The 16,147-nt window shown below is 60.1% G+C and carries 11 protein-coding genes; 6 read left to right on the top strand and 5 right to left on the bottom strand.

Annotation, left to right across the window (positions count from 1 at the left end):
* Nucleotide 1: 1 nt before the first annotated feature.
* The 4 genes from urtA to fucP form a co-directional block, all read right to left on the bottom strand.
* Nucleotides 2-1,240 (bottom strand): urea ABC transporter substrate-binding protein, encoded by a 1,239-nt coding sequence (gene urtA / locus ACQUQP_RS01535; RefSeq protein WP_432698655.1) that lies wholly within the window; start codon nucleotides 1,238-1,240, stop codon nucleotides 2-4.
* 387 nt (nucleotides 1,241-1,627) lie between these two features.
* Nucleotides 1,628-2,539 (bottom strand): response regulator, encoded by a 912-nt coding sequence (locus tag ACQUQP_RS01540; protein WP_432697064.1) that lies wholly within the window; start codon nucleotides 2,537-2,539, stop codon nucleotides 1,628-1,630.
* Entirely contained in the window at nucleotides 2,536-5,928 is a 3,393-nt protein-coding gene (locus ACQUQP_RS01545) for an ATP-binding protein (RefSeq protein ID WP_432697065.1), read from the bottom strand. The genes ACQUQP_RS01540 and ACQUQP_RS01545 overlap by 4 nt, the downstream gene beginning before the upstream one ends.
* A 208-nt stretch (nucleotides 5,929-6,136) precedes the next feature.
* Nucleotides 6,137-7,441: an L-fucose:H+ symporter permease gene (fucP, locus tag ACQUQP_RS01550; RefSeq protein ID WP_432697066.1), complete on the bottom strand. Its 1,305-nt coding sequence runs from the start codon at nucleotides 7,439-7,441 to the stop codon at nucleotides 6,137-6,139.
* A 245-nt stretch (nucleotides 7,442-7,686) separates the two neighbouring features.
* Here fucP and ACQUQP_RS01555 point away from each other — a divergent pair, with 245 nt between their 5' ends.
* Nucleotides 7,687-9,021: an SLC13 family permease gene (locus ACQUQP_RS01555; protein ID WP_432697067.1), complete on the top strand. Its 1,335-nt coding sequence runs from the start codon at nucleotides 7,687-7,689 to the stop codon at nucleotides 9,019-9,021.
* A gap of 3 nt (nucleotides 9,022-9,024) precedes the next feature.
* On the opposite strand, the gene ACQUQP_RS01560 is transcribed toward ACQUQP_RS01555, so the two are convergent.
* Nucleotides 9,025-9,435, bottom strand: a complete 411-nt coding sequence (locus tag ACQUQP_RS01560; RefSeq protein ID WP_432697068.1) for an acyl-CoA thioesterase — start codon at nucleotides 9,433-9,435, stop codon at nucleotides 9,025-9,027.
* A gap of 225 nt (nucleotides 9,436-9,660) precedes the next feature.
* On the opposite strand from ACQUQP_RS01560, the gene ACQUQP_RS01565 reads away from it, so the two are divergent.
* The 5 genes from ACQUQP_RS01565 to ACQUQP_RS01585 all read left to right on the top strand — a co-directional run bounded on the left by ACQUQP_RS01565 (nucleotide 9,661) and on the right by ACQUQP_RS01585 (nucleotide 16,134).
* Nucleotides 9,661-10,698, top strand: coding sequence for a substrate-binding domain-containing protein (locus ACQUQP_RS01565; RefSeq protein WP_432698656.1), 1,038 nt, complete (start codon nucleotides 9,661-9,663; stop codon nucleotides 10,696-10,698).
* 164 nt (nucleotides 10,699-10,862) lie between these two features.
* Entirely contained in the window at nucleotides 10,863-12,251 is a 1,389-nt protein-coding gene (pstC, locus tag ACQUQP_RS01570; protein WP_432697069.1) for a phosphate ABC transporter permease subunit PstC, read from the top strand.
* Nucleotides 12,244-13,515 carry a phosphate ABC transporter permease PstA gene (pstA, locus tag ACQUQP_RS01575; RefSeq protein ID WP_432697070.1) on the top strand — a complete coding sequence of 424 codons (1,272 nt, stop codon included), beginning with the start codon at nucleotides 12,244-12,246 and terminating at the stop codon, nucleotides 13,513-13,515. Before pstC ends, pstA begins: the two co-directional genes overlap by 8 nt.
* A gap of 11 nt (nucleotides 13,516-13,526) precedes the next feature.
* Nucleotides 13,527-14,423, top strand: a complete 897-nt coding sequence (pstB, locus tag ACQUQP_RS01580) for a phosphate ABC transporter ATP-binding protein PstB (protein ID WP_432697071.1) — start codon at nucleotides 13,527-13,529, stop codon at nucleotides 14,421-14,423.
* A 103-nt stretch (nucleotides 14,424-14,526) separates the two neighbouring features.
* On the top strand, nucleotides 14,527-16,134 hold the full coding sequence (locus ACQUQP_RS01585; RefSeq protein ID WP_432697072.1) for a methyl-accepting chemotaxis protein: 1,608 nt from the start codon (nucleotides 14,527-14,529) through the stop codon (nucleotides 16,132-16,134).
* The last annotated feature ends 13 nt before the right edge of the window (nucleotides 16,135-16,147 follow it).

The following is a 16,147-nucleotide window of genomic DNA, read 5'->3' on the forward strand; positions in this document are numbered from 1 at the left end:
CTTAGTTGGAGGCGGTTTGCTCAGCGCCACCACAGGTCTTTTCGACCACGTTGTAGTTACCGCAGAACAGCGGCTTACGCCAGTCGCTGATCAGATCCTTGGAGCCCGGCAGGAAGTCGGACCAGGCATCGCCAGCCACGGTGGACGGGGTTTCCCAGACCACGGAGAACTGACCGTTGTCCTGGATCTCGCCGATCAGCACCGGCTTGGTGATGTGGTGGTTCGGCATCATGGTGGCGTAACCACCGGTCAGGTTCGGCACGGCGACACCAATGATGGCGTCCTTGACGGCATCAACGTCGGTGGTACCGGCTTTCTTCACCGCTTCCAGCCACATGTTGAAGCCGATGTAGTGCGCTTCCATCGGATCGTTGGTGACGGCGTTCTCGTCTTCCTTGTAAGCGGTCCACTGGTCGATGAAGTCGTAGTTGGCGTCAGCATCGACGCTCATGAAGTAGTTCCAGGCGGCCAGGTGACCCACCAGCGGACCGGTATCGATACCGGAAAGCTCCTGCTCACCCACGGAGAAGGCGACAACCGGGATATCGGAAGCGGAGATGCCCTGGTTACCCAGCTCGCGGTAGAACGGTACGTTGGCATCACCGTTGATGGTGGAGACCACCGCAGTTTTCTTGCCCTGGCTACCGAAATCCTTGATGTCGGACACGATGGACTGCCAGTTGGAGTGACCGAACGGCGTGTAGTTGATCATGATGTCTTCTTCGGCAACACCGTGATCCTTGAGGTAGGTTTCCAGGATCTTGTTGGTGGTACGCGGGTAGACATAGTCGGTACCGGCCAGCACCCAGCGCTCAACGCCGATATCGTTCATCAGGTAATCCACCGCCGGAATCGCCTGCTGGTTAGGCGCAGCGCCGGTGTAGAACACGTTTTCTGAGGACTCTTCACCCTCGTACTGAACCGGGTAGAACAGCAGACCGTTCAGCTCTTCGACCACCGGCAGTACCGACTTACGCGATACAGAGGTCCAGTTACCGAAGATCACGTCAACTTCTTCCTTGGCCAGCAGCTCACGCGCCTTCTCGGCAAACAGCGGCCAGTTTGAAGCGGGGTCGACAACCACCGGCTCCAGTTCGCGACCGAGCAGACCGCCTTTCTCGTTCTGCTCTTCAATCAGCATCAGCATGGTGTCTTTCAGTGTGGATTCACTGATAGCCATGGTGCCGGACAGAGAGTGCAGGATACCTACCTTGATCGGATCCGCGGCCCAGGCCGCCATGGAAAAGCCAGCTGCACCTACGGTCAGAGCGACACTTGCGGCCAGTGATTTGATCTTCATTGCATGAACCCCCTTGGGATTAGATGAAAAGTTCTCAGCACAGGACCGATTATTCTTCCCTCTCTAATTTGAGGGTATGCGCTTAATGACGCAGTGGACTACGTCATTTGACGTAGTTGGGGGTGGGCGGTGGGTTAGGAAGGTCGCTTTTTTACCCGCGCCGCCGGCTATCGGCACGGGGCAACGGCATCACGCACGGAGGGAATTTCAAGGGTAGGAGGCACGCCCTCGTGCCGATTGATGCGGCACGGCGGTCATTTCAAACTCGGTGGTTGATCGCGACGAGGGTGTCATGCCCTTTGGGTGCGTCGTTCCTACTACTGGAAATCAATCGTTTACGAGGATTCTCAGCGCTACACCAGCGGCGGCGGTACGGTTTTCCACACCCAGCTCCGGATACACCAGCTCCAGGTGCTTGTTCACCGTGCGCGGACTCATACCGAGAATCTCGCCGATCTCCTTGTTGGTCTTGCCGTTGGCGACCCAGTAGAGCACCTCGGCGGCGCGCGGAGTCAGCTCCAGCCGGGATTGCAGCAGGGTCGGGCCAGTGCCATCCGATTCATCCACCAGTTTCAGCAGGTAATCGCCGTTCTCCTGGCGACTCACCAGGCGCACCGCCAGCGGCTGGGGCAGGCCTTTCAGCGACAGGCGCTCGTTGGCAGCTGGAGAGTGCTGCAGCCACTGGGCCAGTTGCGGCTCCAGCTTGTCACGCACCCGGCTTTCATCCACATCGGCCTTGGCCAGCAGGGCGTGGGCCTGGGGCGTGGCCCAGCCGAAGCGCCCATCTTCCGTTACGGTAATCAGGTGCTGCCCGGTGGTATCCAGCGCGGAGTAGGCGTTCTGGGTCATCCGCGCGTTGTTCAGATGCACCCGCATCCGCGCCAGCAGTTCATCCGGGTTGATCGGCTTGGTGAGGTAGTCTACACCGCCCACATCCAGGCCGCGCACCACATCCTGGGTATCGGTGAGGCCGGTCATAAAGATAACGGGAATGGCACAGAGATCCGGGTCCGCCTTCAGCGCTTCGCAGGTTTCAAAGCCGTTCATATGCGGCATCATCGCATCCAGCAGGATGATATCGGGCCGCATCCGCCGGGCAATACTCATCGCCTGACGGCCTTCCAGCGCCACCAGTACATCGAGCCCCGCCGCTTCCAGGGTATCGTTGATCAGACTCAGGGCATCCGGCGCATCGTCGACCACCAGCACCAGGTCCTGTCGTTCACTCCATTCGCTCATTTGGCCTGTCCCAGATACTCGGCCAGCCGGCCGAACTGCATTCCTTCGGATAAATTTGTCAGCTTGGCCAGCTGCTCATCGCTGAGCAGCTCCGCTTCCCGAATCTGCTCCAACACCTGGCGCACACCGCGACGATAGCCGATCTCCGCATAACCACGCAGCTCACGAAGCAGCGGATGATCCGGCACCTCATCCCCGGCACCCTCGACCAGCGGCGCTGGAGCCGGGGCTTGCACTACAGGCTCAGGTTTATGCGCCGGCTGGCGGGCCCAGTCCAGTTTCAGGAAGTGGCCGATGCGGTCCAGCAGCAGCTGGCTGCTCACCGGTTTCACCAGGTAATCGTCATACACCGCGCTGCCCGCCGGCTGGCGGCGCTGCTCCTGCACATCGGCAGAAAGCATCAAGATCGGTTCGGAGTGCCCCTGGCGGCGCAGTTCTGCAGCCAGATCCAGGCCGTTCATGCCCGGCATGGAGATATCCAGCAGGAACAGGTCCGGTTTCACCTCCGCTATCAGCTCCAGGCAAGCCTGCGCGCTGCGTGCCTCGTAAACCCGGAAGCCCAGGGGTTGCAGCATATCGGAAAGCAGCCCCCGCAGCACCGGATCATCGTCCACCACACAGATCGTCTTGCGCTCGCCGGCATAGCCGGTGACCGGCGCCTGCACCGCCACTGCCGCCGGCGTATCCACCCAGGGCAGCATCAGCGATACCTTGAAACGACTGCCCTCACCGGGGGTACTCGTGGCTTGAAGATCACCGCCCATGATCTCGGTAAGCAGTTTGACGATGGTCAGCCCCAGGCCGCTGCCGGGCAGATCGGCCGTGGAGGCGGTGCGCACCCGCTCGAACGGATCGAACACCCGCTCCAGGTCGCTCTTGTCGATTCCGACACCGGTATCCTCGATGACGAACTCCGCCACCTGGTTGCGATAGCGCAGGCGGAAGCGCACCTCGCCCTGGGGCGTGTATTTCACCGCATTGGAGAGCAGGTTGATCAGGATCTGTCGCAGCCGCTTTTCATCGGTCATCACCACCTGGGGCAGGCGCTCCGGCACCTCGGAGATGAAGTTCACCCCCTTCTGTGCCGCCTGAAAGGCGAACATCTGCTCCAGCTGCACGATCAGCTCCGGCAACAGCACCGGCCCACGACAGAGTTCAAGGCGGCCGGCCTCGATACGGGAGATATCCAGCAGACCTTCGATCAGATCCGCCAGGTACTGCCCGCTCCTGTGGATAATTTTAAGGCCTTCGCTATCGGCCTTTTCCAGCGAATCCCGGCCCTGGATCAGCTGTGCATAACCGATGATCGACTGCAGCGGCGTGCGCAGTTCATGGCTGATCCCGCTCATGTAGCGGCTTTTCGCTTCACTGGCGCGCTCGGCCACCTCTTTCGCCGCCTGCAACTCGCGGTCCGTCTCCTCGTGGGCCTCGATCTCCTGCAGCAGCTTCAACGTCTGGCGGTTGGACTCCTGCTGCGCCACCACCCGGCTTTCGTGCGCCAGCAGGAACAGCCAGGCCACCACACCGGCGGCGATCAACATCACGAAAAACAGCGTGATCAGCGCCTGGGCCAGCAGTTGCGCCATCTGCGGCGTCACCGGATCCATCTGCCGGTAGACGATCGCCATCAGCCCAGCCAGCAGCAGGGTGATGATCAGCAACAGGCTGACAAAGCGGCCCAGGCGGGAGTCGATACGGCGAATCCACTGCGGCGAGAAAAACAGCCGCAGGAAACTCACCACCTGGTGCCCGAAACGCGCCTGGGGTTTGCAGCTGTCCAGGCAGCGCGAGTCCAGTGAGCAGCAGAGCGAACAGATCGGCAGCTCATAGGCGGGGCAGTAACTCATATCCTCATGTTCGAACGGGTTTTCGCAGACACCACAGATGTGGCGGTTTGCCCTGCCTTCCGGGATCAGTTCCAGCTCCAGCGATTCCCGCGCCAGGTAATAGCGCCCGCCAGTGGCCCAGCCGATCAGGGGCACCATGACAAAACAGACACCCAGGCTGATAAAGTGGCTCAAGGTGCGGGCAACGTCGCCGAACAGACCAAGATAGGCCAGCAACCCGATCAATACCGCCGCGGCCATGGAGCCGACACCGACAGGGTTCACGTCATAAAGGTGGGAACGCTTGAACTCCACCCTTTTCGGGCTCAGTCCCAGCGGCTTGTTGATCATCAGATCCGCCGACAGGGACCCCAGCCAGCTCACCGCAACGATGGCAAACACGCCGAGAATCGCTTCCAGCGCCTGGTAGATCCCCAGTTCCATCAGAATCAGCGCGATGGTGACGTTGAACACCAGCCAGACCACGCGCCCGGGGTGGTTGTGGGTCAGCCGGGAAAAGAAGTTGGACCAGGCGATGGAGCCGGCATAGGCGTTGGTCAGATTGATCTTCATCTGCGAGATGATCACCATCACCCCGGCCAGCAGCAGCGCGGCACCTTCGGAGTGGGTCAGGTAGTTGAACACCCGCTGGTACATCAGCGTCGGGTCCGTGGCGGCGACAAAAGAGGCGGTTTCGGAGAAGATCAGGTAGGCCAGGAAGGAGCCCAATAACATCTTGATAACACCGATCACCACCCAGCCGGGGCCGGACAGCAGCATCCAGAACCACCAGCGCTTGCGGTTCTCGCGGGTTTTCTCCGGCATAAAGCGCAGGTAATCCACCTGCTCGCCAATCTGCGCCACCATGGCGAAAAACACCGACGCCGCGGCGCCAAACAGCATCAGGTCGAAGCCGGCACCGTGCTCCAGCCCCCGCGGTACAAAGAGAGTCCAGCCCTCGTAGCGCTCCGATTCATGCACGATCACCAGCCCCAGGGCGCTGACCTGCAGCAGCAGCCAGATCGGCTGGGTGCCCACCTGGAAACGGCTGATCGCGGTGATGCCGTGGGTCACCACGGGAATCACCGCGATGGCACTGAGCAGATAGCCCAGCGCCATCGGTATGCCGAACAGCGCTTTCAGCGCGGCGGCCAGTATCGCCGCCTCGATGGCAAAGAAGATAAAGGTGAAACTGGCATAGATCAGCGAGGTGATGGTGGAGCCCAGGTAGCCGAACCCGGCGCCGCGGGTCAGCAGGTCGATATCCAGCCCGTTTTTGGCGGCGTGGTAAACGATCGGTACGCCGGTAATAAAGAAGAGAGTACAGACCACCAGGATAGCGATCAGCGTATTGGTGAAGCCGTAGGCCAGGGTCACGGCGGCGGCGATGCCCTCAAGCGCCAGAAACGCCGTGGCGCCAAGCGCCGTCATAGCAACGCGCTCGATGCTCATCCTGCGCCCCTGCCGGGCGGTAAACCTGAGGGCGAAATCTTCCAGCGTCTGGTCCGCCACCCACTTGTTGTAGCGACGTCTGACCTTGTATATGCGTTGCGTGGCGCTCATTCCGGCTCAAGTTCCCCGATATACTGCGTAATCCAACAAAGAGCACAGCCTGAATAGAAGCTTTGATCTTACCTTAAATGCACCGCTTTTTCGGTAAAAGCTGCCGGTAGGGAAATCCGGTTGAGCAAAAAAATAGCCTGGCCCCGCAAGGGACCAGGCTGTTCAGGTAAGCATGACGCTGCCGGCATCAGTCCCGGCGGAGGGCGTTTCAGGCCAGGGCCGGCGCCGCGTTGCTCTCCTCACGCGGTCCAGACTGCATATCGAACAGGCCGTAACGGGCGATGACCAGGAAGCAGGCCGCCGGCACCAGGAAGGAAACTGTGGTGCCCCAGGTGTCGATCACCGCGCCCTGCACCAGCGGCAGCAGCGCACCACCGAGAATCGCCATAACCAGTCCTGCAGCACCGAACTTGGTATCCGAACCCAGTCCTTTCAGCGCGATCCCGTAAATCGTCGGGAACATCAGTGACAGGCAGCCGGAGATCGCGACCAGCGCCCAGACTGAGGTCATTCCGGAACCAACGGACAGATAGGCACAGAGCAGAGCGGCGATAATCGACAGCGCCGTCAGCAGTTTCGAGGCGCTGACATACCCCATCAGCCAGGTCATGGCGAAGCGGGCAACGAGGAACAGGATCAGGCTGTACTGCAGATACTCGCCGGCAGCGGCCTCATTAACCGAGAGCGCTTCCATCACGTACTGGATCGTAAAGGTCCAGACGCAGGTCTGGGCGCCGACGTTGAAGAACTGGGCGATAACACCAAACCGGTAATGCGGATTGCGCAGCAGGCGGCCCAGGGTGGCACCGAAATGCACATCACGTGAGTGAGCGACCACTTTCTCTCGGGTAGGCCTGATACGCATCATCGCAATCGCGAACCAGATCAGCACCAGGACACAGGCCATGCCCACATAGGGCAGCATCACCGCGTCCAGCTCGGCAGACTGGATCGTCTGCAGCTGCGCTGGGGACATGGCCGCGCGCTGTTCGGCAGTGGCCGGATTCAGCTGGGTCAGAATCAGCGTGGCACCAAGGAATACACCGATATTGCAGCCCACCGGGTTAAACGCCTGGGCGAAATTCAGCCGGCGCGTGGCATTGGCCTTCGGTCCCATGGCTATGACAAAGGGGTTGGCGGAGGTTTCGAGTATCGACAGGCCCGCCGCCAGGATAAACAGCGCGGCCAGGAAGTAGCCGTAGGTCATCGACTGGCTGGCCGGATAGAACATGAACGCACCGGAGGCGGCGAAGCCGAGCCCTGTCAGCACACCCACTTTGTAGGAGAAGCGGCGGTTGATGAACGCCGCCGGCAGCGCCAGGCAGAAGTAGGCGCCGTAGTAAGCGAACTGCACCAGGGCGGACTGGAGCGCGCTCATGGTAAAAATCTTGCTGAATACCTTCACCAGGGGGTCGGTCATGTTGGCCGCAACGCCCCAGGCGGCAAAGCAGGTGGTGAGGAGAATAAAAGGAAGAATCATCTCCCGGAAAACGATCGGGGTACGTGAGTTCATGGTTGCCTCGCCTGTTGTCATTGTTTGGGCGGCTCCGCTCGGGACCCGCTGGCTGGACAGTGTTTGCCTGAATGTTGATTTCAGCAGAGCTATAAAAACAGGGAATGAATAGAGCGAAGCGGAGTTGTAACAATTGTAATGAGCCGCCAACGCCGGTGCTGCGCTGGTTGAGAGGCTATGCTCATTGTAGAATTCCCGGCGCTGACCTGACCGGTTAGCCAAATTGGATTTAAGGAGCTCTTACCGTGCCCGGTAGTAAAATCACTTTCCTGATCGCGCTGCTCGCCGCCGCCGCGATCTATTTCCTGACACCTTTCGACCCCGCCTTGCGCACAGGTCTGGCGGTATTGGCTCTGGTAGCCATCCTGTGGATGACCGAAACCTTCAACATCACGGTCACCGCCCTGTTGATTCCGGTACTGGCTGTATTGACCGGCGTCTTTTCCACAGCGGATGCGCTGAAGAACTTCGCCAACCCGATTATTTTCCTGTTTCTCGGCGGTTTTGCGCTGGCAGCGGCCCTGCACGAACAAAAGCTGGATCACTATATCTCCACGCATGTGCTGCGCATCGCCCGTGGCCACCTCGGCGTTGCCGCACTGCTGCTGTTCGTCACCGCGGCCGCGCTTTCCATGTGGATCTCCAACACCGCCACCACGGCGATGATGCTGCCGCTGGTGCTGGGCCTGTTGAGCCAGCTGCCCTATGAAGGCAACAAGCGCACCTACTGGTTTATCCTGCTCGGCCTGGCCTACTCCGCCAGTATCGGCGGTATCGGCACCCTGGTCGGCAGCCCGCCCAACGCCATCGCGGCCGCAGCCGTGGGCCTCACCTTCCTCGACTGGCTGAAGATCGGCCTGCCGATCGTGATCGTCTCCTTCCCGCTGATGATTCTTGTTCTCTGGCTGGTGATGCGCCCGGACCTGAACCACCACTTCGAGCAGGGTGAGGATCACGAAAAACTGAACGGCTCCCAGTGGGCCACCCTGGGCGTGTTCGGCCTGACCGTCTGCCTCTGGCTGTTCAGCAGCCCGATTTCCAAGCTGCTGGGCGTTACCAAGGGATTCGACGCACTGGTGGCAATCGCCGCCATCCTGATGCTGTGCATGCTCAAGCTGGTGTCCTGGAAAGCGGTCGAGAAATCAGCTGACTGGGGCGTACTGCTGCTGTTCGGCGGTGGTCTGACCCTGTCGGCTATGCTGAAGGAAACCGGCACCAGCCTCTACCTGGCGCAGTCGATCAGCGACCTGCTGCACGGCGCGCCGATCATCCTGTTTATCCTGGTGGTTGCGGCGTTCGTGGTGATGCTGACTGAAATCGCCAGTAACACCGCCAGCAGCGCCCTGCTGGTGCCGATCTTTGTCGGCATCGCGGGTGCCATGGGAATGCCGGAGGTGGTGATGGCGATGGTGATCGCGGTGGCCGCATCCTGTGCCTTCATGCTGCCGGTGGCGACACCGCCTAACGCCATCGTTTATGGCTCTGGCGCCGTGCCTCAGTCTCAGATGATGCGCACAGGCGTGGTGCTTAACGCGGTAATGACGGCCGTCATTACCGGGGCCGCGATGCTGATGCTCTGAGGCTTAGTTTGACTCTGCCGGCGGCAGGCGACGAATGTGGCCGTCGGCATCGATTGCCACCTGCACACATTCGCAGACGGTGACCTTGCGCGGGGCCTTGCCATCAGGGCACAGGCCCCAGCATTCCACCGCAATCCGCAGCGAGCTGTGACCACGCTCCAGGACACGGGTATAAAAGGAAAGAATCGTTCCCTGCAGCACCGGTGACATAAACGCCATCCGCCCCACCGATACGGTCGCGATACGCCCCTGGGCTTCCTGACCGGCACGGATCTCACTGGCGAGCACCGCCTGAGAGCTGACCCAGCCACCATACACATCACCGAACATGTTCACGGCATCATGTCCTGCGGGAAGCTGGAGACTGAGCTCGCCTTCCGGGCGCAGCAGATGTTCGTTGTCGACGGTTCCCATATACCCTCCAATTAATGCAACAGCCAGCCCGCACCTGCGCCTGAGCGGCACTCGAGGAGCGGCGAACCTATGATAATCGATTCGTCGGCTAACCAAAGATGGAACAGTGAAAAATCTCTATACCGGATTGGCGACTGTAATATATCGGTAACTTTCCAGACTTATAGTCCCGGCCTACAAAGTTTCTATCCAATCGATCCAGTTTAAGAGGGATACAGAATGACCATGCGTACCCGAGCTCTTGCTATCGCACTGACCGCCGCGACCGGTCTTGGCATGGCAAACGCCGCCGTTGCTCGTGACACTATCAGCATCGTTGGCTCCTCCACTGTTTACCCGTTCGCTACCGTGGTAGCAGAGCGTTTCGGTACCAACACTGACTTCAACACCCCGACCCTGGAATCTACCGGTTCTGGCGGTGGCATGAAGCTGTTCTGCGCCGGCATCGGCACTCAGCACCCGGACATCACCAACGCTTCCCGTCGCATGAAGCCGTCCGAGTTCGAACTGTGCCAGAGCAATGGCGTTAAAGACATCACCGAATTCCGCATCGGTTCTGACGGTATCGTTATCGCCAGCTCCAACGAAGCCGAAAACCTGAACCTCACCCTGGAACAGCTGTTCCTGGCTCTGGGCGCCAAGGTACCGGTTGACGGCAAGTGGGTTGCTAACCCGAACAAAAACTGGAGCGACGTTGACTCCAGCCTGCCGAACAAGCCGATCCGCGTAATGGGTCCGCCGCCGACTTCCGGTACCCGTGACTCCTTCAACGAACTGGCCCTGGGTGCTGGTTGTGAAGAGCTGCCGGAAGCCGAAAGCCTGAGCAAGGATGAGCACAAAGCGATCTGCGAAAGCGTTCGTGAAGATGGCGCGTTCATCGAAGCCGGTGAAAACGACAACCTGATCGTTCAGAAACTGATCGGCGACCACGGCCTCTACGGCGTATTCGGCTTCAGCTTCCTGGAAGAGAACGCTGACCGTCTGCAGGCTGCGACTCTGAACGGCATGGTTCCGACTGCTGAAGATATCGCTGCTGACAAGTACCCGGTTGCCCGCTCCCTGTTCTTCTACGTGAAGAAAGCACACGTCGGTGTTGTTCCGGGCATCCAGGAATACGTCAACGAGTTCACCAGCAACGGTGCTCTGGGCCAGAACGGTTACCTCAAGGACGTAGGTCTGATCATCCCGCCGCGTGAGCAGCTGGCTCACCTGATGGACAAGGCTGAAAACCTGACTAACCTGACTCTCGACGAGCTCAAGTAAACGTCAGGATCAGCCCTATGATCCCGCAGGGTGTGGTCCTTTCGAGGCCCACACCCTTTTGCACTTCTGGGGGGCGACGGATAAACCCACGCACCCCGGCCGTGTAGGCGCCTTGTTTAGAGTATACTCAGCGCCCAACGAAAACCTCGCAGACAGGTAGACACATGCAACCGGCAAACCTGCTTCTTATAACTCTGGTATTCGCTGCTGTGGCGTACGGGTTGGGATATTTCCGCTCCCGCACCCTGGCGATGCCCCTGGGTGGGATCCGACACCTCAAGTCGCTTCCTTTTTACTATGGTGCCCGCGCCGCGCTCTGGTGTGGCATTCCTGCCCTGATCGTATTGGCCCTCTGGGCGGCCTTCCAGGGGCAGGTGATCCAGACAATCGTTGTTGGATCCCTGCCGGAGAACCTGCTGCCGAACAACGAAGGCGAAGCAAGCCTTCTGCTCAGCAAGATCAGCAACGTGGCCACCGGTGCGTTGTCCAGGGATTTTGCTGACCCGGCCATCGTGCAGGCCTCGGAGTTGCTGATCCGTCTGCGTGAACAGAGCCAGATGTACATGACAGCTCTGGTGATGGCGGTTGCCGTACTCACAGGCTTTATCGCCTGGGTGCGTATTCGTCCCGCGCTTAACGCCCGTGTCCAGGTCGAAGCGATTCTGAAGTGGATCTTTTTCTCCTGTGCCGCGCTGGCTATCCTGACCACGCTCGGCATCATCTTCTCGGTGGCGTTCGAGACGGTCCGTTTTTTCCACAAGGTCTCTTTTTTCGATTTCATCTTCGGCACCCACTGGAGTCCGCAGACTGCGCTGCGTGCTGACCAGGTCGCCGCTGAAGGCGCCTTCGGCATGATCCCGCTGTTCACCGGCACCCTGCTGATCTCACTGATCGCCATGCTGGTTGCGGTACCTGTGGGTCTGATGTCGGCCATCTACCTGTCCGAATACGCCAACTCGAAGGTTCGCGGCATCGTCAAGCCGCTGCTGGAGATGCTCGCTGGTGTGCCGACAGTGGTGTACGGCTTCTTCGCCGCACTGACCGTGGCGCCGTTTATCAGTGACCTGGGCGCCGCCATCGGCATCAGCGCTTCGTCACAGAGCGCGCTGGCCGCCGGTGCGGTTATGGGCATCATGATCATCCCGTTCGTCTCTTCCCTGTCCGACGATGTGATCAACGCCGTGCCCCAGTCGCTGCGTGACGGTTCCCTGGCTCTGGGCGCCACCCAGTCGGAAACCATGAAGAAGGTGATTTTCCCGGCGGCTCTACCCGGCATCATGGGCGGTGTGCTGCTGGCAGCTTCCCGTGCCATCGGCGAAACCATGATCGTGGTGATGGCTGCAGGTCTGGCCGCAAACCTGACTGCGAACCCGCTGGAGACAGTGACCACCGTAACGGTTCAGATCGTGACCCTGCTCACCGGTGACCAGGAGTTCGACAGCGCCAAGACACTGGCTGCATTCGCGCTGGGCGCAATGCTGTTCCTGTCCACCCTGCTGCTGAACATTTTCGCTCTGCATATCGTGCGCAAGTATCGGGAACAATATGACTAATCGAACTCAGGCGGAGATCGTCCGTCAATCGCTGAAGAAGCGCTACCGCAAGGAGAAGCGTTTCCGCGCCTACGGTATTCTGGCCATCGCGATCGCCCTGTCGGCCCTGGTGGTGCTGTTTTCCGATATCATCGGCAAGGGCTACAGCGGCTTCATGAAAACCAGCCTGAATCTGGAAGTCGAGCTGAACCAGGAGATGATGTTCCTGGATGACGCCACTGACGCAAAACAGATGCGCATGGCCGATTTCGTCGAGCCGCTGGTACAGGCGCTGATGAAAGAGATTCCGGACGCCACCGAGGCGGACCGGGATGCAGTGCGCAAGCTGATCAACCCCTACGCCTCCACGGATCTGCGCGACGCCCTGGTCAATAACCCGGACTGGCTGGGCAGCACCCGCGAGATGAACCTGCTGGCGCATACCGATGTGGACGTTTACGTCAAACACGCCGGTGACGCTGCTTACTCCATCAAACTCAGTGAGCAGCAACAGCAGTGGGTGGACCAGCTGGCCGATAAAGGTGTGGTTGAAACCGGTTTCAACGATACCTTCTTCAAGGGCGGCGACTCCCGCGATCCGTCCCGCGCCGGCATTCTCGGTGCCGTCGTCGGTTCCCTGCTGACCATGTTCGTCACGCTGATTCTGTCGTTCCCGATCGGGGTGGCCGCTGCCATCTATCTGGAGGAGTTTGCGCCACAGAACAAACTCACCGACTTTATCGAGGTCAACATCAACAACCTGGCGGCGGTACCGTCGATCATCTTCGGTCTGCTGGGTCTGGCGGTGTTTATCGGCCTCTTTGGTATGCCGCGCTCGGTACCTGTAGTGGGCGGTCTGGTTCTGACCCTGATGACCCTGCCGACGATCATTATCTCGAGCCGGGCAGCGATCAAGAGCGTACCGCCATCGATCCGTGAAGCGGCTGCCGGTATCGGCGCCTCCAAAATGCAGGTCGTGCTTCACCATGTCCTGCCGCTGGCACTGCCCGGTATGCTGACCGGTTCCATCATCGGCATGGCCCAGGCGCTGGGTGAAACAGCACCGCTGCTGCTGATTGGTATGGTTGCCTTTATCGTCGATGTCCCCGACGGCTTCCTCGACGCGGCCACTGTACTTCCTGTCCAGGTCTTCCTGTGGGCAGGCAGCCCGGAGCTGGCCTTTATCGAACGCGCCTCAGCCGCCATCATGGTGCTGCTGAGCTTCCTGATCAGTATGAATGCATTGGCCATCTGGATGCGTAAACGCCTTGAGCGCCGGTGGTGAGGAGAACAGAGATGACTAGTATTCCCGCAAATTCCGAACTCGTCGACAAGCCGCTGCACGACGAAAACGTAGAGCAGACTCCGGTGGCTGAAGATCCGCATTCCGGCTCGTCTATCGTTGAAGGCAAAACCGTCGGCAAACCTTACGCAGACAACCAGAAGTTCAAGCTGCGTGACGTGGAAGTGTTCTACGGCGATACACGCGCCATCAAGAACGTGAGCCTGGATATCGCCACCAACGAAGTTATCGCCTTCATCGGCCCTTCAGGTTGCGGTAAATCCACCTTCCTGCGCAGCCTGAACCGCATGAACGACAGCGTCGACAGCTGCCGCGTCAAGGGTACCCTGGAGCTGGATGGCCAGGACCTTTACGATCCGCGTCAGGACGTGGTTGAGCTGCGTGCCCGCGTGGGTATGGTGTTCCAGAAACCGAACCCCTTCCCCAAGTCGATCTACGACAACGTCGCCTACGGCCCGCGCATCCACGGCCTGGCGAACCGTAAATCCGACCTGGACGATATCGTCGAGAACAGCCTGCGCAAGGCCGGTCTCTGGGATGAAGTGAAGGATCGCCTCGACGCCACCGCCACCGGCATGTCCGGCGGTCAGCAGCAGCGTCTGTGTATCGCCCGCACCATCGCCGTGAGCCCGGAAGTGGTACTGATGGACGAGCCCTGCTCGGCCCTGGACCCGATCGCCACCGCCAAGGTGGAGGAGCTGATTGCTGAGCTGTCGGAAAGCTACACCATCGTAATCGTCACCCACTCCATGCAGCAGGCAGCACGCGTGTCTCACCGTACCGCCTACTTCCACCTGGGCCACCTGGTGGAGGTGAACGATACCAGCACCGTGTTCACCGCTCCGGAACACGAAATGACCGAGTCCTACATTACCGGTCGTTTCGGTTAAACCGATCAAGGGCGCCTGACCAGGCGCCCTTTTTTGTAACCCTACCGTAACACTTCCCCACTACTCTGCCCTGTTCATATCCCGCTATGACGCTGGAGCAGTTATGTTTGGCACCGTCCGTTTCCGCATCCTCTTTTTTGCAGCCCTCTGCCTGCTGGCCCTGGCCGGACTGGCCGCGCTGTCATGGAGCATTATTCTGAAAGCGGAAACGGCCTCCAACAGTCTGATCGAACATCAGCTCAAGGAGAGCTGGCTGCTCAACGACCTGGGTCAGGATCACCGCCGCCTGCAGGACCTGGCCTACAAAACCAAGGGACAGCTGCTGCTCTGGGACGAGATAAAACCCATTTTCGCCGAGCTGCAGGTGGATCTGCCGGCACACTGGGAAGCGGCCTCAGCCAACCCGGGTCTTAGCGACTGGACAGCGCAGCATCAGGAAGATTTTGAACGTGTTTCGGCGCTCATGGTTCGGATCGGCGAAGGGGTCGAAGCACAAAGCTACTATAAGATAGGCAAGCTGGTGGACTTCGACCTGGCGCCGGCACTGGAGCCGATGTTGACCGCCATTGGCGACCGCCAGCGTCAGACCCGCGAGGAGCTCTCCAGCGCCGCTCAGGGACTGATCAGCTTTCTGGCCGGTCAGCAGAACTTCCTGTTTATCGGCTCGGGCCTGTTTCTGATCGTGGTGATCGGCATGACACTCTGGCTCAACCGCACCGTGATCCTCCACCTGCTCACCATGGAGCAGGGGCTGATCGCCATGGAGCGCGATACCGACCTGCGCACCACGCCGGAGTTACAGGGCAAGGACGAGGTCGCCAGCGTCAGCCGTGCCATCCGCCGCCTGGTGGAGCGCTTCCGCCACTTTATCGGCGATATCCGCCAGGCCGCCACCGAACTGACCGAGCGCTCATCCCAGCTCGATGCCGAGGCGGAGTCACTGCAGAACACCTCCGACAATACGCTGAGCCTGATTGAAGACGTCAACACATCGATGCAGAACATCGTCGATCAGACCCAGTCCATCGAGACCGCCATTAGCCACTCGGTCAGCGCCGTCAATGAAGCGATCACGGCCAACGGCGAGGCGCAGAAAAGCATGATCAGCAGCGCCGATGCGGCAGAACATACCGTCACGATCATCAGCCAGGTGGGCGACTCCATTACCTCGCTCACCGATGCCAGCGGCAAGATCAGCCAGGTCATCGACATCATTGCCGATATTGCCGAGCAGACCAATCTGCTGGCCCTCAACGCCGCCATCGAAGCGGCCCGGGCCGGTGAACAGGGACGCGGATTTGCGGTCGTTGCCGACGAGGTGCGGGTACTGTCAAAACGGACCGCCGACTCCACCCGGGATATCCGTCAGTGGGTAGGCGATCTGAGCGAAGTGGTGGACGGCGTCAGTCAGCAGCTGGATTCCATGCGCGAAGCCGGCAACCAGAACCGCTCTCATATCACCGCACTACAGGCCTTTCTGGAACAGCTGCAGGGGCGCTTCGTGGAGATGGAACGTCACAGCGAAGGCGTGGCCGATGCGATCACCACCCAGCGCGACGAAAGCGGCCGCATCGGCCGGCGTGCTCAGGCGCTGCGGGAGAGTGCAGATTCACTGGCGCACTGTGTCCAGAACACCCGCTCGGTCAGTGATGCCCTGCGCCAGGAATCCAGCTCCATGCACCAGCTGATCGCGCGCTTTAAAACCTCATGAAACACCCGGGGAT

It is taken from the genome of Marinobacterium sp. YM272, from assembly GCF_050908845.1.
In the GTDB taxonomy this organism is placed as follows: Bacteria; Pseudomonadota; Gammaproteobacteria; order Pseudomonadales; family Balneatricaceae; genus Marinobacterium_D.